This window comes from Aquaspirillum serpens DSM 68 (genome assembly GCF_000420525.1).
Classification (GTDB): Bacteria; Pseudomonadota; Gammaproteobacteria; order Burkholderiales; family Aquaspirillaceae; genus Aquaspirillum; species Aquaspirillum serpens.
Genome location: NZ_ATVC01000011.1, coordinates 1 through 25,532, shown reverse-complemented (window position 1 = coordinate 25,532; position 25,532 = coordinate 1). Strand labels below are relative to the sequence as shown.

Genomic DNA, 25,532 nt, shown 5'->3' with positions numbered 1-25,532 from the left:
AAACAAGAAAGAAATGCCATGTCTATCGCCCATCCTGCCTCGGTTTATCTTCATCGCCGACAACATCTCTTGCAGCAGGTGGGCGATAGTGTGGTGGTCTTAGCCACCGCACCAGAGCGCCAGCGCAATGCCGATGCCCACTACCCCTATCGCTTTGATAGCAACTTTTACTATCTGACGGGTTTTACCGAACCCGAGGCGGTGGTGGTATTAGATGGCCGGACAGGTAAAAGTATTTTGTTTTGCCGCAGTAAACACGAAGAACGCGAGATTTGGGACGGTTTCCGCTATGGCCCTGCGGCAGCGGCTGAGGAATTTTCGTTTGATGAAGCGCATCCGATCGAGGAATTAGCCAACCAGATGCCAACCTATCTGGCAGACCGACCAGCGATTTACTACCCATTGGGCCAATGTGCCAATTTTGATAAGCAAGTGTTCGATTGGCTAGACCAAGTTCGTAGCAAAGCGCGTTTAGGCATTCAGGCTCCATCGCAGTTGCATGATTTGCAACCTTTGCTGGCAGAAATGCGTTTGTTCAAGGATGAACACGAGCGCACCTTACTGCGCCAAGCTGCCCGTATTTCCGCCCAAGCCCACCGCCTTGCCATGCAAGCCAGCCGCCCAGGGCGCTATGAATATGAAATTGAAGCAGTGTTGCTGCATCATTTCGTGGCCAGTGGCGCACGTTCACCAGCCTATGAATCCATCGTTGCCAGCGGTAAAAATGCCTGTGTCTTGCACTATGTCAGCAATCGCGATCGCCTGCGTGATGGTGAGTTGTTGCTGATTGATGCGGGGTGTGAATACCACGGTTACGCCGGCGATATTACGCGCACCTTCCCAATCAATGGCCGTTTCACTGCCGCGCAACGAGCGGTGTACGACATTGTGTTGGCTAGTCAGCAAGCAGCGATTGCCGCGTGTCAGGTTGGAGCAAGTTGGGATACCCCAGCCAATGCCGCCCTCACCATTTTGGTACAGGGCCTGATCGATTTAGGCTTATTACAAGGCAGCGTTGACAGCAATATCGAAAACGAAAGCTACAAACGTTTTTATATGCACCGCATCGGCCATTGGCTGGGCTTGGATGTCCACGATGTTGGAGCGTATAAGCAACAAGGGGTATGGCGACCGCTACAAGCAGGGATGGTAACCACCATCGAACCAGGCTTATATATCCGAGCTGGCGACGGTGTACCTGCTGAATTCGCCAATATTGGCATCCGTATTGAAGACGATGTGTTAATCACCGAACAGGGACATGAAGTGCTGACGGCCGAAGTTCCGACTGATCCGGTGGCGATTGAGACATTGATGGCAACCACGAAGGGATAACCCATCATGCAAACGATAAGTCATGACTTTGATGCCATCATTATCGGGGCTGGCCCAGTGGGTACCGTCCTTGCGCTACAGTTGGCAAAGCAAGGGCGACGGGTGGCGGTTGTTGAAGCCCGTGCCAGCCGTCCCAATACCGACAGCGCGGCACAAGACCCGCGTATTTTGGCACTTTCGCGCTTGAGCGTGGACTTGTTACAACAAGCCGGCATCACCCTCCCCCCCGACCAACTGACGGCAATTCAACAAGTCCACGTCAGCCAAGCAGGGGCCTTTGGCCGTACTTTACTCAGTGGGGCCGATATTGGTGTCAGCGACTTGGGTTATACCATCGCCTATCACGATCTCGACCAAGCGGTGGGACAGGCACTCAACCAAGCGCCCATCCACTTGTTTCAAGGTTGGCGTGGGGAAAAAATTGGTAATCTCGCCACCTATACCAGCTTAACCATTCAACACCCCGAACACGGTCAACAACTGTTGACCAGCAAACTACTGATTGCCGCCGAGGGCGGCAGTGTTTTACAGCAACTCCCCAGTCTGCACCATCATGTGCACGACTATGAACAATCGGCTCTATTGTGCCGTTTAGCCCTCGCCGAGGGTTATCAACACCAACATATCGCTTATGAACGCTTTGCCGAAGGTGGGCCCTTTGCTTTACTGCCAGTTGGGCAAGACATGATGTTAGTGTGGACACGCCGCCATGCTGCAGCCGAAGCCTTGCTCAATAGCTCGCCAGCTGAATTTCTTGATGCGTTGCATCAAATTTGCGGTCATAAACTGTGTTTTGCCGCCTGTGTCAGCCCACCACAGGCCATTCCCCTGCGCTTAAAATTAGCGAACAAACTGCATGCCGGACGGGTGGTATTGGTGGGAAATGCAGCGCAAACCCTACACCCAGTGGCAGCACAAGGGTTAAACCTTGGCTTGCGTGATGCGGATACCTTATTGCCATTATTAGCCAATGTCCGCGACATCGGCGCACCGGCATTGCTACACCGCTACCAACGCCAACGTCAACGCGACCGTCTGACCATTACCGCTTTTACCCACAGTCTGATTGGTCTATTCGATCATCACGACCCTATCAGCCGTTTGGGACGCGGCATTGCGCTGTCGGCTTTGGACATGCTGACCCCACTACGGCAGCGATTTACGCATAAATTAGTCTTTGGCTTGGAGCGTTAAGCAATGAATACAGCCCATTATGATGTGGTAATTCTGGGTGGCGGCTTAGTCGGTGCTAGCTTAGCATTAGCGTTGTCCCGCAAAGGATTACACATTGCGGTGATTGAGCCGCATCCTCCCAGCGAACGGCAAACCACACTGGATGATGACAACGAGTGGGATGCACGAATTTATGCCATCAGTCCAGCCAATCGCCAATGGTTAGAACAATTGGGCGCGTGGCCACAGGAACACCGAATTGGTAATGTCCACGCCATGCAGGTAAAGGGCGATCACGGTGGCGAAATTATGTTCGATGCCCACGACGCTAAACAAAAACGGCTGGCATCGATTGTCGAAAACCGTTGGCTGTTGCATAGCATTTGGCAGCAGTTGTTGGTGTCCGAAGTCTCGCTTTATACCCCCGCCCAAGTCAGTGCTTTGGTTCGTGAACCAGATCGAGTGCTGCTCACCCTACAGGATGGCAGCCAGCTCGAAGCGGCTTTGCTGGTTGGATGTGATGGTGCCAATTCATGGGTGCGTGAACAAATTGGCATCAAGGCAAAAATCAAACCCTATGGTCAATCGGGCGTAGTGGCAAATTTCCATTGCCAATACTTACACGGGGACATTGCCCGTCAATGGTTTGTCGGTGACAGTATTTTGGCGTGGCTGCCGTTGCCACAACAGCGCATTTCGATTGTCTGGTCTCATCCCAACCCCGATACCTTACTGTCATTATCCGCCGAAGTATTAGCCGAAAAAGTTGCCGCTGCAGGCCAACATGCCCTCGGGCATTTCACCACCCTCACCCCCGCGCAAGCCTTCCCACTGCGGTTAATTCAACCCGAACACATGATTAGCCAACGGGTGGTACTCGCTGGCGATGCCGCCCACACGGTGCATCCTCTCGCCGGACAAGGTGTCAACCTAGGGTTTGGTGATGCCCGCGAATTAGAACGCTTATTGGGCAATGCCAAGGGCAGCGATGTAGGCGAATGGCTATTATTGCGGCGCTATGAACGTGCCCGCCGTGAAGCCGTGCTGGCAATGCAACTCGGATGTGATGCACTGCATCAGTTGTTCCATACCCAACTACCGTTATCGCGTTGGGTACGCAACACCGGACTCAACCTCACCAACCATATTGGCCCAGTCAAACGCCAGTTGGCACGTTACGCCATCGGCTTTTAAGGAGTGTATTTTGTTTGCTATTCCCCGCCGCTTTTTGCGCACCACTACGTTACTGACCCTGAGCGCAACCCTGCTCGCCTGCCAAGCGCAAGCCGCCGATGAAAGCCAAACGGTCAAAAAATTGTTTAGCCAAAAGTTTCCACAACGTGAAGTGGTGCAGGTACAAGCCAGCCCAGTCAGTGGGGTGTATGAAGTGGTGTTAGCTGGACGGCAGGTCGTCTATACCGATGCCAAAGTTGCGCACATGTTTGTTGGTGAGTTAATCGATATTGAAGGCCGAGTGAGCCTCACCGAGGAACGGGTGGCAGAACTGTCCCGTGTCGATTGGAAAACCTTACCCCTCCAGCACGCCATTCAAGATAAACGTGGTAACGGTCAGCGGAAAATCGCGGTGTTTTCTGATCCAGATTGCCCGTTTTGCAAGAAGTTAGAAAAAGAAGGCCTCGCCAAGCTCGATAATGTCACGATTTACACCTTTCTCTATCCATTAGAGCAATTACATCCGGATGCAATGCGTAAATCGGCACAGATTTGGTGTTCAAAAGATAAGCTACAGGCGTGGGCACAAACCATGCGCAATAACCAAGCCACCAGTGGCAGCGGCGATTGCAAAACACCCTTGGCCGAGATTCAAGCCTTAGGCCAGAAATTGGGCATTCAGGGCACACCGGCGTTGATTTTTGAAAGCGGTAAGTTGGTTGCTGGCGCAATTCCAGCGGAAGATATTGAAAAACTGTTGAACCAGAAAAAATAATCAAACGACTGTTTGACAGCATCGATAACCACTGGCACAATCAGCCCATCTCCTGATTTCCACCAAGGGAAAGATACGATGTCTGATTTGGCCTCTTTGTTTGCCCAAGCTCAAGCCGATGTGAAAACACTGGCAGAAAAGCCAGACCCACAAACCCTGTTGCAGCTGTATGCCTTGTTTAAACAAGCTAGCAGTGGTGATGTCAGTGGCGAACGCCCAGGGATGATGGATTTCATCAATCGCAGTAAGTACGATGCTTGGGAAAAGTTAAAAGGCCAATCTTCAGATAGCGCAATGCAAGCGTATATTGACTTGGTCAATCGGTTGTTAGGTAAGTGATTTCTGCTTCTCTCTCTTCACCCGCACAATGTGCGGGTTTTTTTATAGTTTTTAATGCAGATTTATTTACATACATTTCAATCAAAGAAAATCTAATTTTTTATATTTACCTCTATCTAGAAAATCAATCTTTCCTGCATCTCTAAGAATTTGTAATTGCTGTCTAATTTTTGGCTTGATATTCTTATTTTTTGGAAAAAGGATTTTCAGTTTTTCTTCATATTTATAAATATCAGACAATGAAAAATTAACCGCAAGCTCTCTGATAATATTTATTATTTCATTACCCCAATCTTTCTTGCTGATATTTTTAGATTTTTCTATAGCAAAGAGTATATTTTGAATTGAAACAAACTGTGATTCTTCATAAATTGTAATCATGGCCTCCAGCGGGATATGGTCAATTAGTAAATTGTACCCTGTCCAACCAGCCCTACGCGCATCAACAGAAAGAGGCTTCCTTTTTTCAACAACATCTTCTGTAATAAATTCCTTTGCAATATAAATAACTCTGTTAACAAAAAAATGATCAGCAACAATACTATATTCTAATATCAAAAAATTTGGGCAATTGTTATTTTTTATTGCGTTAACAAAGGAATAATATTCCGAACCAAGCAGCTTCCTTGTTATTTTTTTAGAAGTTGATTTGAGCTGGTAAGTTTCATCACAACAAGCGCACCTAAAATCAAATACTTTTGTATTCGCCTTTTCTGCCATAAAAGCCACACTACACTTTGGACAAAAAAGATTTGCTAATGCCCAATTTTCAGTTTCGACTCTAGCTAGCTGAGATTTGTTTTTATAAATCATTTTTACAATCCACCAAACAATATGTAATTCTTAATACAGAAAAGTGAGCAAGTATGGTTCATTTTTTATTCTAAACAAGGGTAATTTTTCCAATAATTTTTTCCTCTAGTTGCTTAGCAATACCTAATGCTAAATGGACTTTATCAGTAGCTTCAGATAATTCTGTTGGTGTACGTTGAACTCTAGCAAGATCAGCAACCTCAAAGCAAAGATCAAAGAATGTTTGAAATTGCTTTGCAATTTCTGAAGAGAAATAAAACTCTGCTTCTTTTGCTGGGTAATAAAATTTAGACACCTCTGACATTTCAGCAGATATACTTTTCATAATCATATGCATTCTCAACTCAAGGAACGCATCATATATTTTTTTCTGGTACACATGAAGATTAATATCATTTGCTTTTTTAGCTGCATTGCTAGTTATTTTAGCAAAGACAGCAGATGCTATTGATACTAAAAAGGATGCTACTGATACAAAAGGAGCAATACATTCTATTATTTTTGAAATTTCCGAAGACTCCATGAAAAACAATCTCCTTCTTATCTTATATCTAAAAGTTAGAAAACATGCTATGGATTATACTGCTAATTTTTTCAAAAAATTGAACTAACAAACAATATCATACCCACATTGGGTTACTTGTAACCATACCTACCTACCGATTTACTATGCACATAAAAAAACAGCCTCTATCACTAGAGGCTGTTCAAGTAGAGCCACACCCAATTTGACTGCACTACACAGATCACACCTTAGAAAGCAAAGTGATCTTCTTCCAAATCCATCAACGGCTTAGCGCCTGCTTTCAACGTCACAATCAAGCTATGAATCTCAGGGAACAGCTTGCTGAAATAGAACTGCGCTGTTTTCACCTTCGCCTCATAGAAGCCCGTCTCAGCACTACCAGCGTCCAACTTTTCAAGCGCGACTTTTGCCATCCACGCCCAGAAATAACCATACGTCAGATGACCCACCAAGCGCAGATAATCCGTTGCCGCCGCGCCAGCTTCATCTTTATTCATCATCGCACCCATGCCAATTTGCATGGTGATTTCGGCCATTTGCTTGTTCAAACCGTTTAAAGGTTCGAGGAATGGTGTCAAACGGCTGTCGGCGCTGTTTGCTTCGCAGAATTTGTGGATGCGCTTAGTAAACTTACGCAGCTTCTGTCCCTGATCCATCAACACCTTACGGCCTAACAGGTCAATCGCTTGAATTCCGTTGGTGCCTTCATAAATTTGCGAGATACGGCAATCGCGCACCAACTGCTCCATCCCCCATTCGCGGATAAAGCCATGACCGCCAAACACTTGCATCCCTAAATTGGTTGCCAGATAACCATTGTCGGTCATAAAGGCTTTTGCCACTGGGGTTAACAAGGCCACCAAATCTGCCGCTTCTTGGCGGGCTTCGGCATCAGGCGATTTTTCTTCAATGTCCAACTGCAAGGCCAAGAAAGCAGTAAAAGCACGACCGGCTTCGGTATAGGCCTTTTGGGTCAACAACATACGACGGACATCAGGATGCACGATGATTGGATCAGCAGCTTTTTCTGGTGCTTTTGGCCCATTCAATGCACGCATTTGCAAACGCTCTTTAGCGTATGCCAACGCACCTTGGAACGCTGCCTCACCCAAACCTAAGCCTTGCATACCACACCCTAAACGCGCAGCGTTCATCATGGTGAACATACATGCCAAGCCTTTATTGACCTCACCAATCAGATAGCCTTTTGCACCATCTAAGTTAATCACTGCAGTAGCATTGGCTTTAATGCCCATTTTATGTTCCAGCGCGCCACAGCTCACTGGATTACGCTCGCCTAACGAGCCATCTTCGTTAATCAGGAATTTCGGCACGATAAACAGCGAAATCCCTTTCACATCTTTCGGGGAGTCAGGCAAACGTGCCAACACCAAGTGAATGATGTTGTCGGACAAGTCGTGTTCACCTACCTGCCGAGATAAAAATTTTGGTACCAGTAATCAGATAACTGCCATCCCCAGCCGGTTCAGCGCGGGTTTTTAATAAACCCAAGTCAGTACCGCAATGTGGCTCAGTTAAACACATGGTGCCAGTCCATTCACCGGACACCAATTTAGGCAAGTAAGTCGCTTTTTGTTCTGGGGTGCCGTGAGCATGGATGGCAGAGTAAGCACCATGACTCAAACCTGGGTACATCGACCATGCAACGTTAGCAGAACACTGCATTTCCATGATCGGGAAACCGAGGGTTTTTGGCATCCCTTGACCACCATATTCGGGATCACAATCCAAGCCAGTAAAGCCCAATTCGCAGAATTGTTGGTAAGCCTCTTTAAAACCAGCAGGCGTAGTCACCGATTTGGTAGCAGGGTCATAAGCACAACCAGCCTCGTCGGCAGCACGGTTAATAGGTGCTAATTCATTTTCACAAAACTTGGCACCGGCCTCGAGATAAGACGCAAATACATCGGCAGTGGCTTCTTCATAGCCAGGCAAGGTTGGAATGATATTTTGGACTTCAATCAACTCGTTGAGCACAAAGTCGAAATCGCGTAGAGGGGCTTTGTAAGCAGGCATGATGTTTCTCCGATCCGTGGGTCAGGACTGTGTCGTCCTGTTAGCAGTTAAGCAACGGGGTGAAGCGTATCGCCCTTTTTTGTAGAACGCAACGATTTTTCAAACGATTGTTTGGAACAGTTGTTTGTTGCATGGCAACAACGCAACGAAAAAGTGGCTTGAACAACATCGAAAAATCTGTCTTACGACACCACTTCAAGGCTACGACGCACCAATAGGAAAACAGTTCATGTCCCGCAAATGGTTAAAAGCCAATCTTCCTAGTGCAGAACATATTTCACAAAATCGCTATTTACGCTGGATGCAACCTTGGTTAGCAGGCCATTATCTTTGGACGCTACACCGGCGCAATATGGCGCGGGCGGTAGCAATTGGCTTGTTTGCTGGCCTGATGCCCGGGCCAACACAGATGTTAACCGGCGGGGTTATGGCCTTGTTATTACGGGCAAATTTACCCCTCACTTTATTTGTTACGCTCTATACCAACCCACTCACTATCGTACCTCTATATTTATTAGCCTATCGCTATGGCGCATGGTTGTTAGGCACTGACACACAAGCCAATATCAGTATGGCACCCGATTTTTCACTCGCCACGTTTGGCAGTTGGCTAGCACAAATGGTAGATTGGGCGGTTTCTTTAGGCCCTGCTTTATTGGTAGGTTTGCCGGCCTTGGGTTTGTCATTTGCCGTTGTCGGTTATCTATTGGTCATCATCGCGTGGCGGGGATTTATCGTGTATTTATGGCATCGTCGAAAGGTGCAACGTGCAGCTCGCTGAACAAACGCTGGCTTCCTCCATCCTTGCCCAAGGGCATTTTCTGACCCTTAAACGCGACACGGTGGTACTTCCTAATGGTCAACAGGCGGAACGTGAATACCTTGAACACCCAGGTGCAGTGGCTGTATTTGCCTTTACTGCGCCGGACACGGTGTTATTGGTCGAACAATTTCGTTATCCCCTCCATCGGACTTTTCTCGAAGTACCGGCTGGAAAAATTGATGCTGGGGAAACACCACTCGCCACAGCACAACGCGAGTTGCAAGAAGAAACCGGCTATCAAGCAGCAAATTGGTATGCCCTTGGTGAGGCACATCCGTGCATTGGTTATTCCAATGAACGAATTATGTATTTCGTGGCAGAAGATCTAACGTGGGTTGGGCAAAATTTGGATGAGGGGGAGTTTTTGAACGTCAAACCCTACTCGATCAACACCCTACAACAACTCGCCTTGCAAGCAAAAATCAGTGATAGCAAAACCATCACTGGCCTATTTTGGTTAAATGCGTTTTTATCTGGAGCATTAGCACGTGAGCGCCTTTGAACGCCATCGCGATCGCCGAGGGGAACTTCGTGTCCCTGCCCATTGTCCAGCACAAGTGCGAGTGTTGTTGACTCAAGAGACTTTTGAAGCGCGCTGCTTTAATGTCAGTGCAGGAGGAATGGCGCTGTTTTGCACTTACGTCCCTCGCTTTGAAGAACAACTCGAGGTGGTAGTGATTCCTCCCTCAATCGGTGGCCGTAACACAGAACCACTGCGCGCCCGCGTTGAAGTCAAACGCTGTGAACGGCTTGAACGTGGTGATCTTTATGAAATCGGTGTCAGTATCGTCGAAGTTTTGCCGTATTACTGAACACTCATCCACCGCTTTTCGACCTGTTTCCCCTCATATCCGCTGTTTTTTGCCCTTAAAAATCTAAAAGCATACAATTTATTCATTTTTTAGCCTATCGGCGAAATTTATTGTGCTATACCAAAAGTGCGGCCCGTTGACATCACACCGCCCATTGGCCTTACGAAGGAGCACCATGATGAATGCCGATATCTTTAGTCGTTTCTCTGCCCGATACGATAAGTCGCGTGAAGAAGAGTTCTCCTTGCAGGAGTATCTGGAGATTTGCAAAAACGATCCCAGCGCGTACGCCACTGCAGCAGAACGGATGTTGACTGCCATTGGGCAACCAGAGCTGCTCGACACACGCAATGACCCACGCCTGTCACGCATCTTTGCCAACAAAGTCATCAAACTCTATCCCGCTTTCCGCGAGTTCTATGGCATGGAAGAAGCTATCGAACAAGTGGTGGCCTATTTCCGGCATGCCGCCCAAGGATTGGAAGAGAAAAAGCAAATTCTTTATCTGCTTGGGCCAGTTGGTGGCGGTAAATCCTCGATTGCAGAAAAACTCAAAGAGTTAGTTCAACACGTTCCCTTCTATTGTCTGAAAGGGAGTCCAGTTAATGAATCGCCACTGGGACTATTTAACGACCAAGAAGACGGGGCGTTATTGGAAGAGGAATACGGCATTCCGCGTCGTTACCTACGCACCATTCCCAGCCCTTGGGCGGTGAAACGTTTGCACGAATTCAACGGTGACATCAATCAATTCCGTGTAGTGAAACGTTATCCCTCGGTTTTGAAACAATTGGCCGTTGCCAAAACAGAACCCGGTGATGAAAACAACCAAGATATTTCGTCTTTGGTTGGTAAGGTTGATATCCGTAAGCTGGAAAAATACGCACAAGACGACCCCGATGCCTATAGCTATTCGGGTGGGCTGTGCTTGGCGAACCAAGGGCTGCTCGAATTTGTTGAAATGTTCAAAGCACCGATTAAGGTGTTACATCCACTGTTAACCGCAACACAAGAAGGCAATTTCAAAGGCACTGAAGGCTTTGGCGCTATTCCATTTGATGGAATTGTTCTAGCGCACTCAAATGAATCGGAGTGGAAGCAATTCCGTAACAATAAAAATAACGAGGCTTTTTTAGATCGTATCTATATTGTCAAAGTGCCTTATTGCCTACGGGTCAGTGATGAAATCAAGATTTACGAAAAATTGATTCGGCACTCCTCACTTACCCAAGCCCCATGTGCCCCTGGCACTTTAAAAATGATGGCACAATTTGCCATTCTGTCGCGCCTTAAAGAGCCAGAAAACTCAAACTTATTTAGCAAAATGCTGGTATACGATGGTGATAACCTAAAAGACACCGATCCAAAAGCAAAATCGATTCAGGAATACCGAGATTTTGCAGGGGTTGATGAGGGGATGACCGGCTTATCCACTCGTTTTGCCTACAAAATTTTGTCGCGTGTTTTTAATTTCGACCACACCGAAGTCGCAGCCAACCCTGTTCATTTGTTGTATGTACTCGAGCAACAAATTGAACGTGAACAATTTCCACAAGAAGTAGAGCAAAAATATTTAACCTTCTTAAAAGAGTATTTAGCACCCAAATACGTAGAATTTATTGGTAAAGAGATTCAAAAGGCGTATCTGGAAAGCTACTCTGAATATGGTCAAAATATCTTTGATCGGTATGTCACCTTCGCTGATTATTGGATTCAAGACCAAGAATATCGCGACCCAGACACCGGAGAAATTTTTGACCGTAACTCGCTTAATAGCGAATTGGAGAAAATCGAAAAACCAGCCGGTATCTCCAATCCAAAAGACTTTCGTAACGAAATCGTCAACTTTGTGCTGCGGGCGCGAGCCAATAATGCAGGACAAAACCCACATTGGACAAGTTACGAGAAATTGCGGCAAGTTATCGAGAAGAAAATGTTCTCGAATACAGAAGAACTACTGCCTGTGATTAGCTTTAATAGCAAAGCAAGCGCAGAAGATGTGAAAAAACATGAAGATTTTGTCAATCGCATGGTAACCAAAGGTTATACACCGAAACAGGTCCGGCTATTGTGTGAATGGTACCTCCGCGTACGTAAATCTTCTTAAAGCAGTCTTGGCGCGTCCTCTTTGCCTCATTTTATCTGGAGTTGACCATGGCCCATTTAATAGACCGCCGTCTAAACGGAAAAAATAAGTCAGCCGTCAACCGTGAGCGTTTTTTGCGTCGTTTTAAAGCACAAATTAAACAATCGGTTGCAAAGGCGATTAAAGGACGCGCCATCACTGATATTCAAGCGGGTGAGAAAATTTCCATTCCATCAAAGGATATTTCTGAGCCAGTGTTCCAACATGGTTCAGGAGGCATCAAGGAAATTATTCACCCAGGCAACCAAGATTTTATTCGAGGTGATCGTATCGCACGCCCACAGGGCGGTGGTGGAGGGGGCGGGGGCGGTAAAGCCAGTAATCAAGGCGAGGGAGAGGATGATTTTGTCTTTGAACTAAGCCGAGAAGAATTTATGAAAGTCTTTTTTGAAGACTTGGCCTTGCCTAATTTAGTCAAAACGCAGTTGCTTGGCACTCAAGAAATGAAAAGTGTGCGGGCGGGTTTTATCAACGATGGTACACCGACCAATATCAATATTGTTCGCTCATTACGCGGGGCGCTTTCTCGACGTATCGCCCTATCGGCCCCGATCTTATCCGAGCTTACCCAAGCAGAAGAAGAATTGGATGAGCTGCTTGAACTTGCCGAGGAAGATTCTTTTCGGGTGAGAGATTTAAGGGAAAAAATTCGTCATTTACGCAGCAGGCTTTATACCATTCCTTTTATCGATCCCTTTGACTTAAGGTATAACAACCGTGTTAAACGGCCTTTCCCGACCAGTCAGGCAGTGATGTTTTGCATCATGGATGTCTCTGGCTCAATGGATGAAAACAAAAAAGATATTGCTAAACGATTTTTTATTTTGCTATATCTTTTCTTAGAAAAACAATACGAAAAAATAGAGCTGGTTTTTATTCGACATCACACCAGTGCGACAGAAGTTTCTGAACATGATTTTTTCCACTCTCGTGAATCGGGCGGAACAGTCGTGTCTTCTGCCCTAACACTCTGTTCGGAGGTTATTCAAAAACGCTACCCAACCGAAGATTGGAATATTTACGTCGCGCAGGCATCTGATGGCGATAACTGGGACAGTGATTCTAGCCAATGTAGTTCTATTTTATTAGAGAAGATTTTACCCTGTGTGCAATATTACGCTTATATTGAAATCACACAGGGTGAGCCACAAAACCTATGGCATGAATATCAGAAAATTGCCGAACAAATTAAACATTTTGCCATGCAAAAAATAAGAACGGCAGCAGATATTTATCCGGTTTTCCGTGAATTGTTCAAAAAACAACCTCATACTGTTACCTAACTGGCAGTATCGGAAAAGGACTTCTGGCCATGAAACCGACACCTATTTCAACTTCGTCAGAATGGTCTTTTGATCTAATTGAAAAATATGACCGAGAGATTATGAAAATTGCCTGTGGTGAATATCACCTTGATATTTACCCAGTGCAACTAGAAATTATCACTGCCGAACAGATGATGGATGCCTATTCGTCTGTGGGGATGCCGGTTAATTACCATCACTGGTCTTTTGGCAAACAGTTTGTTGCAACAGAAAAAAGTTATAAACGTGGTCAAATGGGTTTAGCCTATGAGATTGTAATTAACTCTAATCCTTGTATTGCTTATCTAATGGAAGAAAATTCCATGATGATGCAAGCATTAGTCACAGCTCATGCGGCTTACGGCCATAACAGTTTTTTTAAAGGCAATTATTTATTCAGAACTTGGACAGACGCAGAAGCAATTATTGATTATTTAGTTTTCGCAAAAAATTATCTTGCCGATTGCGAAAGAATGTATGGTATTGATGCGGTTGAGGATTTATTAGATTCATGCCATGCCTTGATGAATTATGGTGTCGATCGTTACAAGCGGCCACAAAAATTGTCATTGGCAAAAGAAAAAATCCGTCAAAGTGAGCGTGAACATTATCTTCAATTGCAAGTGAATGACCTGTGGCGAACCATTCCTCGGCGAAATACCGATATGGAAATTAATGCCCCAATTCGTTTTCCGGCAGAGCCACAGGAGAATATCCTTTACTTTATCGAAAAATCAGCACCTTTATTAGAACCGTGGCAACGTGAAGTTATTCGAATTGTACGAAAAATCGCCCAATACTTTTATCCACAGCGCCAAACTCAAGTCATGAATGAAGGGTGGGCAACTTTTTGGCATCACACCATTTTAAACCGACTATATGAAAAACAGTTGGTTACCGATGGTTTTATGATGGAGTTTCTACAATCTCACACCAATGTTGTGCTACAACCGCCGGTACATAGTCATTGGTACTCGGGAATTAATCCCTATGCCCTTGGATTTGCGATGTATCAAGATATTTGCCGGATTTGTCGCGAACCAACAGATGAAGACAGAGCATGGTTCCCTGAATTAGTCGGCAAAGATTGGCGGGAAAGTATTGAATTTGCTATGCGCAATTTCAAAGATGAAAGTTTTATCTCACAATATCTTTCACCAAAAGTGATTCGTGATTTTCGATTGTTTGCCGTAAGAGATGACGACAAGGACGATAAACTGTTAATCCCTGCCATTCATGATGAAACAGGATATGCTGAAATTCGCCGTACTTTATCCGAGCAATATAATTTAGGTTCAAGAGAGCCCAATATTCAGGTATGGTCGGTGAATTTGCGCGGTGATCGCAGTTTAACCTTGCGCCATTTTATGCATCAAAGACGGCCGTTAGGAAAAACAACGGAAGAAGTGTTGAAGCATGTGTGCCGATTGTGGGGGTTTGATGTGCGCCTAGAATCCGTTGACCAACAGGGGCAGGTTATACAAACCAGTGAATGCAAAGCCCCCGAACACAACAGTTTATTTTAATTAACTATTCCTTTTTCACACCTTAGCCTCATGGTTAAGGTGTTTTTATTGTTGTGAGTAATTGCAACATTGCCTGAATATTTTGCTCATAAATTTCACCGATCACATGAGCAAATGCAGGAATAGAGAAATATAAGGCAATAAAACCAATCGTCAGTGTTAGGGGAAAACCAAAGGTAAAGATATTAAACTGTGGCGCAGCGCGAGTCATCACACCAATTGCCAAGTTAGTAATCAGCAAAGCACCAACAACGGGAATAGATAATAAAAATCCTAGAGAAAATATCTTAGCACCCCATTCAGCCAATACTTTAAAACTGGCTTTAGGAATTGACTCTAAACCAACGGGTAATATGCGGAAACTATCGACCAATGCAGAGATTAAAACCAAATGGCCATCCATCGCTAAGAAAAGCAAGAAGACAAAGGTGGATAAAAATCGGGAAAGCGCAGGAACTTGTGCGCCAAATTGTGGATCAAAAAACATTGCAAAACCCAGACCCATTTGCATACTCATCAGCATACCAGCCATTTCCACTGCAGCAATTACCAATCGCATCACCATACCCATTGCTGCGCCAATAATGACTTGATAAAAAATATTGGCAAGCCCTTCAGCAGAAATAACCGGTGCTTCTGGCATCGCAGGTAATAGCGGTGCAATAATAATAGTTAATGCAATAGCGGTAGCAACACGAACTTGTCGGGGAATCGTTCGTGTACCAAAAAACGGATCAACCATAATAAAACCGGCGATACGGCAGAATGGCCAAAAAAAACCTGATAACAGTAATGCAATCTCTGTATCAGAGATTTCTACCATACCCATATTTTGGCCTTTACTCAACCAATCATATTTGGAATACCACTAATCAAACGAACGGTGAATTCCATCATTGTTCGCAGCATCCAAGGACCGGCTAAAATAAGCACCACGAACATAGCTAACAACTTTGGAATAAAAGTTAAGGTCATTTCGTTAATTTGAGTTGCGGCTTGTAAAACACTCACTAGCAAACCAATGACTAAGGCAACAGCAAGTAATGGTGCTGAAACAATAATTAAAATAAACAGTGCATTTTGAATTAAGTTAATGGCAAGTTCTGGGCTCATAATTTCTCCTAAGAAACATAAAAACTTTGTACCAAAGACCCCATCAATAGAGTCCACCCATCCACTAGCACAAATAGCATTAGCTTAAAAGGGAGTGAGATAATAATTGGCGAAACCATCATCATACCCATTGACATCAAGACTGTTGCTACAACTAAGTCAATAATTAAAAATGGAATAAAAACAAGAAAACCAATTTGAAAAGCAGTTTTGATTTCACTAATCACGAAAGCAGGTACTAAGGTTTTTAAACTAATATCTTCTGGTCCATTGGGTTTTGGACTACGAGAAATTTCAATAAAAAACTCTAGATCTTTTTCTCGAGTTTGTCTCATCATAAACTCTTTGAATGGTTTACTTCCTCGCTCAAAAGCCTGATCCATAGTCATTTTATCTTCAGCAAACGGCTGCCAAGCATTTTTATAGGCGTCATCAAACACAGGTGCCATGATAAAAAAAGTTAGAAACAATGCTAATCCCAATAAAACCTGATTTGGTGGTGATTGCATTGTCCCGAGGGCTTGTCGCAGTAAGGCAAGCACAATCACAATACGGGTGAAAGAAGTCATCATTAATATCGCTGCAGGGATAAATCCTAATGCAGTGATAAACACCAACATTTGTAATGAGAGTGAATAATTAGTGCCTCCACCCGCAGTTGGCGTGCTATTCATCAATGGAAATGAAGGTGCAGCAAAGGCAAATCCAGCTAACCCAAATAATAAGGGTAAACAGAATAAGAATGCTTTTTTATTCATGAGAAGAACGATTCTGATCTTGGGCATGTGCAGCCTGCCCTTTGACGTGAGTAAGCGCAGTACGCAAACGCTCAGCGAAAGAGACAGGAGCGATGGTATCTGCATCGGCAGGACGTGGTAAGGTGTGTAATAAATTTACTCCCCCTTGCGCCACCCCCAATACTAGCCAAGATTGGTCAATCTCAACGATCACCACACGCTCACGAGGCCCCACCATTAAATTTCCCACTACTTTGGCATGAGCAGGTAAACCAAAACCAGATTGCCCACCTAACTTTTTGAGTGCCCACGCCATCAAAAAAATCAAACCAAGCACAACAACAAGGCCAAATGCAGCCTGAGCAAACTGGGAAACGGGCGAGGTCAACAGTGGCGAGGCTGGGGCATTATCTTGTGCGGCCAAGGCAATGGAAGAGAAAGATGTAAACAGAAGCGCTGCCACGAAGGACAGCGCTTTGTTGAACCAACAACCGACAGCATGTATCACTTCTGTAACCGACGTAAACGTTCAGCAGGCGTAATAATATCGGTTAAACGAATACCAAATTTATCGTTCACCACCACCACTTCACCTTGGGCAATCAAACAGCCGTTAACCAATACATCCATTGGTTCGCCAGCCATCCCATCCAACTCAACCACCGATCCTTGAGCCAATTGCAACAGGTTCCGGATTGCAATTTTTGTTCGACCAAGCTCAACCGTCATATTCACAGGAATATCGAGAATCATATCCAGATTACCGCCTGCAGCGGTTATCGGATCAGAAGGGGCGAGTTCTTGGAACAGGCCGGTAGCCAAAGTGGGCCCAGATTGAGCAGGTTCTGCAGGCGCAGATTCGTGATCGGAATCAGTTGATTCCTGTTGTTCCGCCATAGCGGCTGCCCAATCATCCATACTTACTGGTTCGTCACTCATTTTAAATTACCCACAAAAAATTGGCCTTGGCGGTGACTTGTATTCGTCACCTGACACGCCATCCAAGTTTAAATAGCATCGCTTCCTAAGCTGCTGACATCGCTGATTTCTTGAGCACCAGCGAGTACTCGATCCACCTTCAGCGCGTACTGTCCGCCTACAACGCCATATTTACACTGTAAAACGGGAATACCAGAGACATCAGCAACAATCGTTTCTGGTATTTCTAACGGAATGATGTCACCTTCTTTTAGGGTGAGGATATCACGCAGCGTGATTTCTGTTTCCGCCAAATTTGCCACCAATTCAACTGCAGCAGTTTGCACTTGGCGGGACAACAAATTTACCCAGCGGTTGTCCACCTCGGTACGGTCGGCAGCCATCGTACTCGATAACAAGTCACGAATCGGTTCAACCATCGAATATGGCATACAAACATGGAAATCACCACCACCAGCCCCGAGTTCAATCCGGAACGTCATCGAAACAACCACTTCCGTCGGTGTTGCGATGTTAGCGAACTGAGTGTTCATTTCTGAACGAATGTAGTTGAATTCTATTTCATATACCGGCTGCCAAGCTTTTTGGTATTCCAAAAAGACGACATCTAAAAGACGACGAATAATACGTTGTTCAGTTGCCGTAAAATCACGGCCTTCGACTCGAACGTGATAACGACCATCCGAACCAAAAAGATTATCGACAATTAGAAATACTAAATCGGGGTCGAAAATCAGCAGGGCAGTCCCACGCAGGGGTTTGACATGGCAGAGGTTGAGGTTGGTGGGTACAACTAGATTGCGAATAAACTCACTATATTTTTGTACTTTAACAGGACCAACAGAAATTTCTGCATTACGACGGATAAAGTTAAACAAACCAATCCGGAGATTACGAGCAAAACGCTCATTGATAATCTCCAGCGTTGGCATCCGACCACGAACAATGCGCTCCTGACGACCAATATCGTAGTTACGTACTGGGGTCCCCCCCAGTCGCGCCTCGTCATCATTGTCGTCCCCAGTTACCCCGCGCAGCAGGGCATCAACTTCTTCCTGGGAGAGAATATCGTCTGCCATATTCGCCCGTTACTGATTCTGTACGATGAAAGAAGTGAAGACAACGCCAGTGACCGGTGCAGAAAGACCTGAGTCTGACACAGATTCATTAATAACTTGGCGAATCTGATTTTTTAATTTTGCCTTACCTTCTGGGGTAGCAAGTTCTTCACTGGTCTTAGAAGAAAGCAACATAATCAATGCACTACGAATTTTTGGCATATAGGCTTTAAGGACTTGGGCATGGCCACCATCAGCCAATTCTGCTTGGAACTCAATTTGAAGCATCCCGCCGCTACCGGCTAGATTGACGACAAAGGTATCAATTTTCTCGAAGACTGGTAGTTCAGACGCTTTTTTCGGTGCAGCGCCCCCGTGACCTTCCTCTTTTTTACCTAAAAACAAATAGGCAACGGCACCAGCCAGCGCTAACACGACGACTAATAAGCCAGCAACCAGAATGACCATTGTTTTTTTGTTACCGCTAGGTGCTTTTTCTTCTGACATAACTTTACCCATGCAATTTGAAACAGAATCTTAAAAGGCCACTCTTTACAACACAAAATGCACCTTTGCCAAATAGCAGAGGACATTTTAGAGAGAGGGCCATTTGTTCACAACAAAGGCCCTCAATATCGGCTGCCACCAGATATTACCCCAAAAGCGAGGGTTCCGAACATTACGCGTAAACACTCAGTTGATCATCACCATCAACAGATTTCACCGCAGCAGGCAGTACAGGCTCGGAGACAGGTGCAGCAATTGGCATCCCATGAACAGAGAATTTAGGAGCCGATTCATCTTGGCGAGAAGATTGATTTTGTTGCATAAAGGCCATCTGAGCCGCTTGGCGCTCTTGTGAATCACCAGAAGAAACTTGCGCGCCATTCAACTGAATACCGTTATCTGACAGCATGGCAGCCAAACGGGGTAGATGTTGTTCTAAGGTATCCTTAGCCTGTGGTGTTGCTGCAACAAACAGAACGCTCGCTTGATCTTGATGTAAACGGAGAGAGACTTCAATTGGCCCCAAATTCGGTGGATTCACCTGTATTTGAGCCACATCCATCTTGGTATTAACCATCATCAATAAATTTTGGCCTAATTCCTTACCCCATTTCGGATCAGGTGACATTGGTGCATGAACGTGTAGCACCTTAGCTGCCTCTGGCGACTGCATATGAGATTTTTCTTGAGGACCCAGCAGAGATGTCACCACATTTGGGGCAACAGGGGTGGAAGCAGTTTCATCGGCAAGTGCCGGCAAAATATTCTCTGTCAACGGCAAATTTTTGCCGAGTTCGAGCATACGATCAGGACGAGCTGACTTTGAGGAGATTGCTTCAGCAATGGGAGATCCTGCTGCTATGGCAGTATGTTGATCAGTAGCTAGTTCTGTCGGTGTTAGCTTGGCATTAGAGTGGATAGCAACAGGTAAAGGTTCAAATAACTTCGGTTCTGTACCCAGACTAGGCTCAAGATCATCTGAGGATATAGATTCTTTATCCGATGATTTTGTAAGTTTGGTTTCTTCTTGTACCATCACCGCAGAGTTAGCACGAATAGCAGAGGGAGAATTTAAAGCAAGTAAACTGGCTAATAAATTCTCAGCATCCTCAGATTCTTTTTTTTGATCTAGCGAAAAATTCTCTTGTTTATCAAAGCCTGTATCCTTGATTTTATTTGTTTTAGATGTAGGAAATAGCACAGGGGAGGAAAGCTCAGCAGTCTGTATTTCCTCGTTTTGCATCGTCAACTCAGAACTAACCTGCAAAAGTTTGGAAAAAACATCCGCGCTCTCGGGTCCTTGACCTGATGGCATTAAACCCGTGGATGAGTCTGGGACAGAGGGTGCACTGCTGACGACAGTAATCGCCATAATCAGCTCCTGAGAAGAAAGAGACAAGTGACAAAGTAAAGCAACTTTTACACCATGCTCTTTTCACGAAATTAGTTACTGGGACAGCGAACGGACAGTGAAAGCTCGCGTTGCTAACTCATCAGTCTGTTTTTGCTCACGCCGCATTTGTTGCTGCAACAAGCGTTGCTGTTCTGCCGTATGCAAAGTTTCCATTGCCTTGAGGTGTTGGCGGGCAGTCTGCCATAGCTCTCGTGTTTCTGCATATATCACTTCACACGTTTTCACTTCTTGTAGTTGGACTTCGACCGCAGACTCTAAACGCTCTAAAAAACGTTGGTAATCCAACCACTGCGCCACACCAATCCCAACCGCACCTCTTTCTATGCGACGGTTGCGGTACTCAGCCAAAAATGATTCAACCTGTTGTAACTTACGTTGGGCAGTCGATAAGCTTTGCTGTGCCATGCCCATGCGATTCGCTGCGGCATCAAGTTTTTCTTGTGCTAAGCGAATCAAAAGTTGGTACTTACTGGGGGGAGGCATCAGTTGGCTCCATTCACCAGTTGAAACAGATGACCAATACTTTCTTGGTAGTCATGAGATTGCCGCATTTCTTGCATTAAAAATTCTTGCATCACAGGATGCAATTGAATGGCTTTGTCCAACATTGGATCAGAACCACTCATATAAGCACCGACATTGATTAAATCACGATTGCGCAAGTAGCGTGAGTAAAGCTGTTTAAAGTAGCGAGCAGCTTGCAGTTGATCACGTGACACAATGTCATTCATCACCCGACTAATCGATTGTTCAATGTCGATTGCAGGATAAACCCCAGATTCAGCAATTTGCCGAGACAAGACAAAGTGACCATCCAAAATAGCACGGGCCGAGTCGGCAACAGGATCTTGCTGATCGTCACCTTCAGATAACACAGTATAGAAGCCCGTGATTGAACCACCACCGGCTTTACCATTACCCGCCCTCTCGATTAACTGTGGTAATTTGGCAAACACCGAGGGAGGATAGCCTTTGGTTACCGGCGGCTCACCAATCGCCAAGGCAATTTCACGCTGAGCCATTGCATATCGAGTAACCGAGTCCATCAACAATAAGACGTCTAAACCTTGATCGCGAAAATATTCTGCTAAAGTTGTGGCGTAGGCAGCACCGTGCAATCGCATCAGCGGCGGCATATCAGCAGGTGCGGCAACCACAACCGAGCGAGCGAGCCCCTCCTCGCCAAGAATTTCTTCAATAAAGTCCTTTACCTCACGACCCCGTTCACCAATTAAACCCACTACAACCACATCCGCTTTGGTGAAGCGTGCCATCATGCCAAGCAATACCGATTTACCAACACCAGAACCAGCAAATAACCCCAAACGCTGACCACGACCGACAGTCAAAAGGCCGTTGATTGCACGCACACCGACATCCAACACATCTCGCACTGGCGTACGATCAAGTGGATTGATTGGCTGGCTATACAAGGGGTAAAAATCATCTGGCTCTAGAGGGCCAGCATCATCAAGGGGGCGGCCCAGTGAATCGAGGATTCGTCCAAGCAATTTGTGTCCCACCGGGACTTGTCGGCCATACGGCCCTTGCGGACAAACGGCCACATTTTGCTGACCATAACGTGGGGGGTGATAAGGACGTAATGGGGCCACTGCCGTACCAGGTACTAAACCCTGTACATTGGATACCGGCATCAAGTACATATTATCTGCAGAGAAACCGACAACCTCCGCTTCAACATGTCGTCCTTCCGGCAACTCAACAACACAGGCACTGCCTACCGGTAGGCGAACTCCGACAGCCTCCATCACCATACCGGTTACCCGTGTCAGTCGCCCTTTAATCAACCATAACGGGGAATGTGCAATGGTCTGTTGGCACAAAGACAGATAATCCAACCATGGTTTAATTGGTGCTGACATTGTCAATTCCCAAAGCATTGGATAGTGCTTGCCAACGCTGCTGTAAAGACAAGTCGATACTAAGCACAGGACTATCTAACAAACACCCTCCACGCTCCAATGCGGCATCCGGAATCAGTTGCCATGATTGGGATAAGCGCTCTTCGCTCAGATAATGTTTCATCGCTTCAATATCATCTGGATGAAGCCGCAATTTAGCCTGTTGAATCGAGTCGGGAAGCGTCGAGAGGGCTTGTTTTAACACATCCAATACAGCGTCTTGTTTGATTTGAATATGCGAGGCAACGATCTTTTGTGCACAGGATAAGGCGAGTTGTAATAATGCCGGTGCGATGGTTTGGTCAACCTCCGTCACCGACACCTGTAGGCGCTGTTGAATATCAAGGAACTGTTCATAAGCTTGGTTGAACTCAGTGCTTGCTTGAGTGTGGCCAGCTTGCCAACCTTCTTTATGTCCTGCTTCAAACCCTGCGGTTTTGCCGGCCTCAAAGCCCGCCTGAAAGGCTTCTTGATGGATAGCTTCGATTTCTGCTGCTGTGGGATAAATACGAGCGGGCTCGATCTCAACAGTTTCGACAACAACCGGGTCTGAATCTTCTTCAGTAGGAGAATCCGAGGCGTATTCTGAGATCGATGCATCAGGGACACCCTCACTGGCCGTGGTCGGTGCGGTGGCAACAGCCTCTTCAAGTTGATGTAAAGGCGATAAGGCCCAAGGCGTCCATTGGACACCTTCTTGGGCAGAAATAATCTTACTCGACAACGCCTTCCTCTCCAGCCTTCGTCAACACAATCTGGCCTTCGTCGGCCAATTTGCGCACAATTTTCAGAATTTCTTTCTGTTCTGCTTCAACCTCAGAGACTTTCACTGGACCTTTGGCTTCGAAGTCATCTTTCAACATTTCAGCAGCACGCTGAGACATATTCTTGAAGATTTTTTCTTTGAGTTCCTGACTGGTACCTTTAAGCGCAATGATAAGAGATTCGGAAGAAATCTCGCGCATAATGACCTGAATAGAACGGTTGTCCAATTCGATAAGATTTTCGAATACAAACATCTTGTCCTGGATACGTTGCGCCAACTCGGGGTCGTACTCGCGAATAGCGCCCAAAGCCGAGGTTTCAACACCGCTACCCAAGAAGTTAAGGATTTCAGCAGTAAGCTGTTCACCACCCATCGCGCTTTTCTTAACACGATCAGAGCCAGACAACAGCTGCGTCAGAACTTCATTCAATTCACGCAACGCCTGTGGCTGCACGCCTTCTAAGGTAGCAATCCGCAATAACACGTCATTGCGCAGACGTTCGGTGAAATGCTGCAAAATCGCGCTGGTTTGGTCTGGTTCTAAATGGACAAGGATGGTCGCGATAATCTGGGGGTGTTCATTGCGAATCAGATCTGCTGCATTCGATGGATCCATCCATTTCAGGCTTTCAATACCTGCGTGGTCATTCCCCTGCATAATCTTATCAAGCAGGTTAGCGGCCTTATCTTCACCTAAGGCCTCTGTTAACACATTACGCAGGTATTCATCAGATGCACCGACAGAAGCACGCATTTGTGCTTCCTCACGGAACAAATTGACGGCTAAATCAATTTCATCAAAACTCAAATTTGAGATTTGTGTCATGACAGTACTAATGAGATTTGTGTCATGACAGTACTAATTTTTTGTACTTCTTTTGGGCCAAGGTATTTGAATACCTCTACAGCATCGGTTTGTCCCAAACTAAACAGCAGCACTGCGCTACGACGAACACCGGCATCACTCATCGCCACTCACCCATTCTTTAATGATTTGTGCCGCCATACGTGGGTCATTTCTCACGATTTGACGTGCAGCCTCAAGGTTGGCCTCATACAGACGTCGTTGAATTTCGCGTTCATCCAATGGTTCGCCGGTAATTTCATCTTTCGGCGCAGCTCCTGTCTCTTCCGATCCCTCCATACCAGGTAGAGGAGGCGGTGGATTGAGAATGTCTCGTACAATTGGACGAACAATCCAGAACAACAGATAGAGTAACAATAGACCGATCAAGACATATTTGATCAGACTTTCTGCATTCTCTGTCGCATAAGTGATAACGCGATCTTGTAAGGTTTGTGTATCTAAGTTTTCTGCAAAAGCAGTATTGACCACATTTAAGGAATCGCCACGATCTTGGCTATACCCCATGGCTTCACGGACCAGGTTATTGATTTGTTGCAGTTCGTTGGCGCTCAAAGGTACAAATTTGGCATTACCTTCGGCATCAACCTGACGCTTGTAATTAACCACCACCGCCGCAGACAGACGTTTTACTGTCCCTACAGGTGATTTGGTATGTTGAATAGTGCGATCGACCTCAAAATTAGTGGTTGTTTCACGGTTTGACGCCACCGGAGGCGCATTGCCCGCTTGTTGACCACCAGGCAACAGACCTGCCTGAGTACCAGGGGGTAACTGAATCGGAGCAGCAGCGGCATTCGGTGGTTGATTAGCCAAAGCACCTGGCACACCACCAACTTGATCGGTGTCGCGTTTTACACTTTCAGCCGTTTGTTGACTACGAATGGCAGACTGGTTCGGCGGTGAGTTAGGGGTATAGATTTCTGCCGTTTGTTCAACCTCAGAGAAATCGACAGCTGCCGTCACTTCAGCACGAACATTTTCCTTACCAAAAATAGGCTCTAAGATAGTTTGAATACGCTTAACAAAATCTTGCTCTATTTGTCTGACATAGGCTAACTGGCGTTTATTTAAACCAGAATTGTCGTTGTTAATATCCGACAAGTTGGATAGTAAATTGCCTTCTTGATCAACAATAGTAATGTTTTTAGCAGGCAATCCGGGGACACTGGAAGTTTTTAGCAGGCAATCCGGGGACACTGGAAGACACCAAATTAATCACACCAGAGATTTGACCTGCATCGAGCACACGACCAGGAAACAGCGACACCATGATAGAAGCAGTGGGCTTTTGTTGTTCACGCAAAAAGACACTATTTTTTGGTATAGCGAGGTGAACACGAGCCGACTCAACGACGTTGAGAGATTCAATCGTGCGGGCCAACTCACCTTCAATCGCACGTTGGTAATTGATTTGTTCTGCAAACTG

At 45.8% G+C, this 25,532-nt stretch carries 27 protein-coding genes and 2 pseudogenes; 11 read left to right on the top strand and 18 right to left on the bottom strand.

What is annotated here, in order from left to right; translation table 11 throughout:
• The first annotated feature begins 18 nt into the window (after nucleotides 1-18).
• The 5 genes from pepP (at nucleotide 19) to G465_RS0103730 (ending at nucleotide 4,795) form a co-directional block, all read left to right on the top strand.
• A complete protein-coding gene (gene pepP, locus G465_RS0103750; RefSeq protein ID WP_022653150.1) occupies nucleotides 19-1,335 on the top strand; it encodes a Xaa-Pro aminopeptidase in 1,317 nt (438 codons plus the stop codon).
• 6 nt (nucleotides 1,336-1,341) lie between these two features.
• Nucleotides 1,342-2,529, top strand: coding sequence for an FAD-dependent oxidoreductase (locus G465_RS0103745; protein WP_022653149.1), 1,188 nt, complete (start codon nucleotides 1,342-1,344; stop codon nucleotides 2,527-2,529).
• Nucleotides 2,530-2,532: 3 nt separating this feature from the next.
• Nucleotides 2,533-3,702 carry a UbiH/UbiF family hydroxylase gene (locus G465_RS0103740; RefSeq protein WP_022653148.1) on the top strand — a complete coding sequence of 390 codons (1,170 nt, stop codon included), beginning with the start codon at nucleotides 2,533-2,535 and terminating at the stop codon, nucleotides 3,700-3,702.
• Between the two features lie 10 nt (nucleotides 3,703-3,712).
• Nucleotides 3,713-4,456, top strand: coding sequence for a DsbC family protein (locus G465_RS0103735; RefSeq protein WP_022653147.1), 744 nt, complete (start codon nucleotides 3,713-3,715; stop codon nucleotides 4,454-4,456).
• Nucleotides 4,457-4,534: 78 nt separating this feature from the next.
• Nucleotides 4,535-4,795, top strand: coding sequence for an acyl-CoA-binding protein (locus G465_RS0103730; RefSeq protein ID WP_022653146.1), 261 nt, complete (start codon nucleotides 4,535-4,537; stop codon nucleotides 4,793-4,795).
• 81 nt (nucleotides 4,796-4,876) lie between these two features.
• Here the strand turns inward: G465_RS0103730 and G465_RS0103725 are convergent, their stop codons facing one another.
• From G465_RS0103725 to G465_RS16315, 4 genes are all read right to left on the bottom strand, one after another.
• Complete coding sequence (locus G465_RS0103725) at nucleotides 4,877-5,608, bottom strand: DpnI domain-containing protein (RefSeq protein WP_022653145.1); 732 nt, start codon at nucleotides 5,606-5,608, stop codon at nucleotides 4,877-4,879.
• Between the two features lie 70 nt (nucleotides 5,609-5,678).
• On the bottom strand, nucleotides 5,679-6,131 hold the full coding sequence (locus G465_RS0103720) for a hypothetical protein (RefSeq protein ID WP_022653144.1): 453 nt from the start codon (nucleotides 6,129-6,131) through the stop codon (nucleotides 5,679-5,681).
• Nucleotides 6,132-6,361: 230 nt separating this feature from the next.
• The gene (locus tag G465_RS13335) at nucleotides 6,362-7,549 is read right to left on the bottom strand and encodes an acyl-CoA dehydrogenase C-terminal domain-containing protein (protein ID WP_281166771.1); all 1,188 of its coding nucleotides are present in this window, start codon (nucleotides 7,547-7,549) and stop codon (nucleotides 6,362-6,364) included.
• A gap of 7 nt (nucleotides 7,550-7,556) precedes the next feature.
• Entirely contained in the window at nucleotides 7,557-8,171 is a 615-nt protein-coding gene (locus G465_RS16315) for an acyl-CoA dehydrogenase family protein (protein ID WP_281166770.1), read from the bottom strand.
• 229 nt (nucleotides 8,172-8,400) lie between these two features.
• Here G465_RS16315 and G465_RS0103710 point away from each other — a divergent pair, with 229 nt between their 5' ends.
• From G465_RS0103710 to G465_RS0103685, 6 genes are all read left to right on the top strand, one after another.
• Complete coding sequence (locus G465_RS0103710; RefSeq protein WP_022653143.1) at nucleotides 8,401-8,952, top strand: DUF2062 domain-containing protein; 552 nt, start codon at nucleotides 8,401-8,403, stop codon at nucleotides 8,950-8,952.
• Nucleotides 8,939-9,496, top strand: coding sequence for an NUDIX domain-containing protein (locus G465_RS0103705; protein ID WP_022653142.1), 558 nt, complete (start codon nucleotides 8,939-8,941; stop codon nucleotides 9,494-9,496). Before G465_RS0103710 ends, G465_RS0103705 begins: the two co-directional genes overlap by 14 nt.
• Nucleotides 9,483-9,806, top strand: a complete 324-nt coding sequence (locus G465_RS0103700; RefSeq protein WP_022653141.1) for a PilZ domain-containing protein — start codon at nucleotides 9,483-9,485, stop codon at nucleotides 9,804-9,806. Before G465_RS0103705 ends, G465_RS0103700 begins: the two co-directional genes overlap by 14 nt.
• 178 nt (nucleotides 9,807-9,984) lie before the next feature.
• Complete coding sequence (locus G465_RS0103695; RefSeq protein WP_022653140.1) at nucleotides 9,985-11,913, top strand: PrkA family serine protein kinase; 1,929 nt, start codon at nucleotides 9,985-9,987, stop codon at nucleotides 11,911-11,913.
• A gap of 47 nt (nucleotides 11,914-11,960) precedes the next feature.
• Nucleotides 11,961-13,235: a YeaH/YhbH family protein gene (locus G465_RS0103690; protein ID WP_022653139.1), complete on the top strand. Its 1,275-nt coding sequence runs from the start codon at nucleotides 11,961-11,963 to the stop codon at nucleotides 13,233-13,235.
• 29 nt (nucleotides 13,236-13,264) lie between these two features.
• On the top strand, nucleotides 13,265-14,782 hold the full coding sequence (locus G465_RS0103685; protein WP_022653138.1) for a SpoVR family protein: 1,518 nt from the start codon (nucleotides 13,265-13,267) through the stop codon (nucleotides 14,780-14,782).
• Between the two features lie 34 nt (nucleotides 14,783-14,816).
• On the opposite strand, the gene fliR is transcribed toward G465_RS0103685, so the two are convergent.
• From fliR to G465_RS16140, 14 genes and pseudogenes are all read right to left on the bottom strand, one after another.
• Nucleotides 14,817-15,611 (bottom strand): flagellar biosynthetic protein FliR, encoded by a 795-nt coding sequence (gene fliR, locus G465_RS0103680; protein ID WP_022653136.1) that lies wholly within the window; start codon nucleotides 15,609-15,611, stop codon nucleotides 14,817-14,819.
• A 14-nt stretch (nucleotides 15,612-15,625) separates the two neighbouring features.
• The gene (gene fliQ, locus G465_RS0103675; protein ID WP_022653135.1) at nucleotides 15,626-15,895 is read right to left on the bottom strand and encodes a flagellar biosynthesis protein FliQ; all 270 of its coding nucleotides are present in this window, start codon (nucleotides 15,893-15,895) and stop codon (nucleotides 15,626-15,628) included.
• 8 nt (nucleotides 15,896-15,903) lie between these two features.
• Nucleotides 15,904-16,653 carry a flagellar type III secretion system pore protein FliP gene (gene fliP / locus G465_RS0103670; RefSeq protein ID WP_022653134.1) on the bottom strand — a complete coding sequence of 250 codons (750 nt, stop codon included), beginning with the start codon at nucleotides 16,651-16,653 and terminating at the stop codon, nucleotides 15,904-15,906.
• Nucleotides 16,646-17,095 carry a flagellar biosynthetic protein FliO gene (gene fliO / locus G465_RS13330; protein ID WP_155846485.1) on the bottom strand — a complete coding sequence of 150 codons (450 nt, stop codon included), beginning with the start codon at nucleotides 17,093-17,095 and terminating at the stop codon, nucleotides 16,646-16,648. The genes fliP and fliO overlap by 8 nt, the downstream gene beginning before the upstream one ends.
• Nucleotides 17,096-17,136: 41 nt before the next feature.
• On the bottom strand, nucleotides 17,137-17,571 hold the full coding sequence (fliN, locus tag G465_RS0103660; RefSeq protein ID WP_022653131.1) for a flagellar motor switch protein FliN: 435 nt from the start codon (nucleotides 17,569-17,571) through the stop codon (nucleotides 17,137-17,139).
• 68 nt (nucleotides 17,572-17,639) lie between these two features.
• A complete protein-coding gene (gene fliM / locus G465_RS0103655) occupies nucleotides 17,640-18,650 on the bottom strand; it encodes a flagellar motor switch protein FliM (RefSeq protein ID WP_022653130.1) in 1,011 nt (336 codons plus the stop codon).
• Nucleotides 18,651-18,659: 9 nt separating this feature from the next.
• Nucleotides 18,660-19,136: a flagellar basal body-associated FliL family protein gene (locus G465_RS0103650; protein ID WP_245556743.1), complete on the bottom strand. Its 477-nt coding sequence runs from the start codon at nucleotides 19,134-19,136 to the stop codon at nucleotides 18,660-18,662.
• 172 nt (nucleotides 19,137-19,308) lie between these two features.
• A complete protein-coding gene (locus G465_RS14960) occupies nucleotides 19,309-20,508 on the bottom strand; it encodes a flagellar hook-length control protein FliK (protein ID WP_081642682.1) in 1,200 nt (399 codons plus the stop codon).
• Nucleotides 20,509-20,583: 75 nt separating this feature from the next.
• A complete protein-coding gene (gene fliJ, locus G465_RS0103640; RefSeq protein WP_022653127.1) occupies nucleotides 20,584-21,033 on the bottom strand; it encodes a flagellar export protein FliJ in 450 nt (149 codons plus the stop codon).
• Nucleotides 21,033-22,433, bottom strand: a complete 1,401-nt coding sequence (gene fliI / locus G465_RS0103635) for a flagellar protein export ATPase FliI (RefSeq protein WP_022653126.1) — start codon at nucleotides 22,431-22,433, stop codon at nucleotides 21,033-21,035. Before fliI ends, fliJ begins: the two co-directional genes overlap by 1 nt.
• A complete protein-coding gene (locus tag G465_RS0103630) occupies nucleotides 22,417-23,196 on the bottom strand; it encodes a flagellar assembly protein FliH (protein WP_022653125.1) in 780 nt (259 codons plus the stop codon). Before G465_RS0103630 ends, fliI begins: the two co-directional genes overlap by 17 nt.
• Nucleotides 23,186-24,207 (bottom strand): annotated as a pseudogene (gene fliG, locus G465_RS13320) (flagellar motor switch protein FliG). The gene G465_RS0103630 and the pseudogene fliG overlap by 11 nt, the downstream one beginning before the upstream one ends.
• Entirely contained in the window at nucleotides 24,200-25,261 is a 1,062-nt protein-coding gene (gene fliF / locus G465_RS13315) for a flagellar basal-body MS-ring/collar protein FliF (protein WP_052165372.1), read from the bottom strand. Before fliF ends, fliG begins: the two are co-directional and overlap by 8 nt.
• A pseudogene (locus tag G465_RS16140) lies at nucleotides 25,251-25,532 on the bottom strand (flagellar basal-body MS-ring/collar protein FliF); the annotation flags it as partial. The pseudogene G465_RS16140 and the gene fliF, both read right to left, overlap by 11 nt.

What these genes read in the sequence shown, in the direction of transcription:
- pepP (WP_022653150.1), top strand. Translation starts at nt 19, where the DNA reads ATGTCTATCGCCCATCCTGCCTCGGTTTATCTTCATCGCCGACAACAT.
- G465_RS0103745 (WP_022653149.1), top strand. Translation starts at nt 1,342, where the DNA reads ATGCAAACGATAAGTCATGACTTTGATGCCATCATTATCGGGGCTGGC.
- G465_RS0103740 (WP_022653148.1), top strand. Translation starts at nt 2,533, where the DNA reads ATGAATACAGCCCATTATGATGTGGTAATTCTGGGTGGCGGCTTAGTC.
- G465_RS0103730 (WP_022653146.1), top strand. Translation starts at nt 4,535, where the DNA reads ATGTCTGATTTGGCCTCTTTGTTTGCCCAAGCTCAAGCCGATGTGAAA.
- G465_RS0103725 (WP_022653145.1), bottom strand. Translation starts at nt 5,608, where the DNA reads ATGATTTATAAAAACAAATCTCAGCTAGCTAGAGTCGAAACTGAAAAT.
- G465_RS0103720 (WP_022653144.1), bottom strand. Translation starts at nt 6,131, where the DNA reads ATGGAGTCTTCGGAAATTTCAAAAATAATAGAATGTATTGCTCCTTTT.
- G465_RS16315 (WP_281166770.1), bottom strand. Translation starts at nt 8,171, where the DNA reads ATGCCTGCTTACAAAGCCCCTCTACGCGATTTCGACTTTGTGCTCAAC.
- G465_RS0103710 (WP_022653143.1), top strand. Translation starts at nt 8,401, where the DNA reads ATGTCCCGCAAATGGTTAAAAGCCAATCTTCCTAGTGCAGAACATATT.
- G465_RS0103695 (WP_022653140.1), top strand. Translation starts at nt 9,985, where the DNA reads ATGAATGCCGATATCTTTAGTCGTTTCTCTGCCCGATACGATAAGTCG.
- G465_RS0103690 (WP_022653139.1), top strand. Translation starts at nt 11,961, where the DNA reads ATGGCCCATTTAATAGACCGCCGTCTAAACGGAAAAAATAAGTCAGCC.
- G465_RS0103685 (WP_022653138.1), top strand. Translation starts at nt 13,265, where the DNA reads ATGAAACCGACACCTATTTCAACTTCGTCAGAATGGTCTTTTGATCTA.
- fliR (WP_022653136.1), bottom strand. Translation starts at nt 15,611, where the DNA reads ATGGGTATGGTAGAAATCTCTGATACAGAGATTGCATTACTGTTATCA.
- fliQ (WP_022653135.1), bottom strand. Translation starts at nt 15,895, where the DNA reads ATGAGCCCAGAACTTGCCATTAACTTAATTCAAAATGCACTGTTTATT.
- fliP (WP_022653134.1), bottom strand. Translation starts at nt 16,653, where the DNA reads ATGAATAAAAAAGCATTCTTATTCTGTTTACCCTTATTATTTGGGTTA.
- fliN (WP_022653131.1), bottom strand. Translation starts at nt 17,571, where the DNA reads ATGAGTGACGAACCAGTAAGTATGGATGATTGGGCAGCCGCTATGGCG.
- fliM (WP_022653130.1), bottom strand. Translation starts at nt 18,650, where the DNA reads ATGGCAGACGATATTCTCTCCCAGGAAGAAGTTGATGCCCTGCTGCGC.
- G465_RS0103650 (WP_245556743.1), bottom strand. Translation starts at nt 19,136, where the DNA reads ATGTCAGAAGAAAAAGCACCTAGCGGTAACAAAAAAACAATGGTCATT.
- G465_RS14960 (WP_081642682.1), bottom strand. Translation starts at nt 20,508, where the DNA reads ATGGCGATTACTGTCGTCAGCAGTGCACCCTCTGTCCCAGACTCATCC.
- fliJ (WP_022653127.1), bottom strand. Translation starts at nt 21,033, where the DNA reads ATGCCTCCCCCCAGTAAGTACCAACTTTTGATTCGCTTAGCACAAGAA.
- fliI (WP_022653126.1), bottom strand. Translation starts at nt 22,433, where the DNA reads ATGTCAGCACCAATTAAACCATGGTTGGATTATCTGTCTTTGTGCCAA.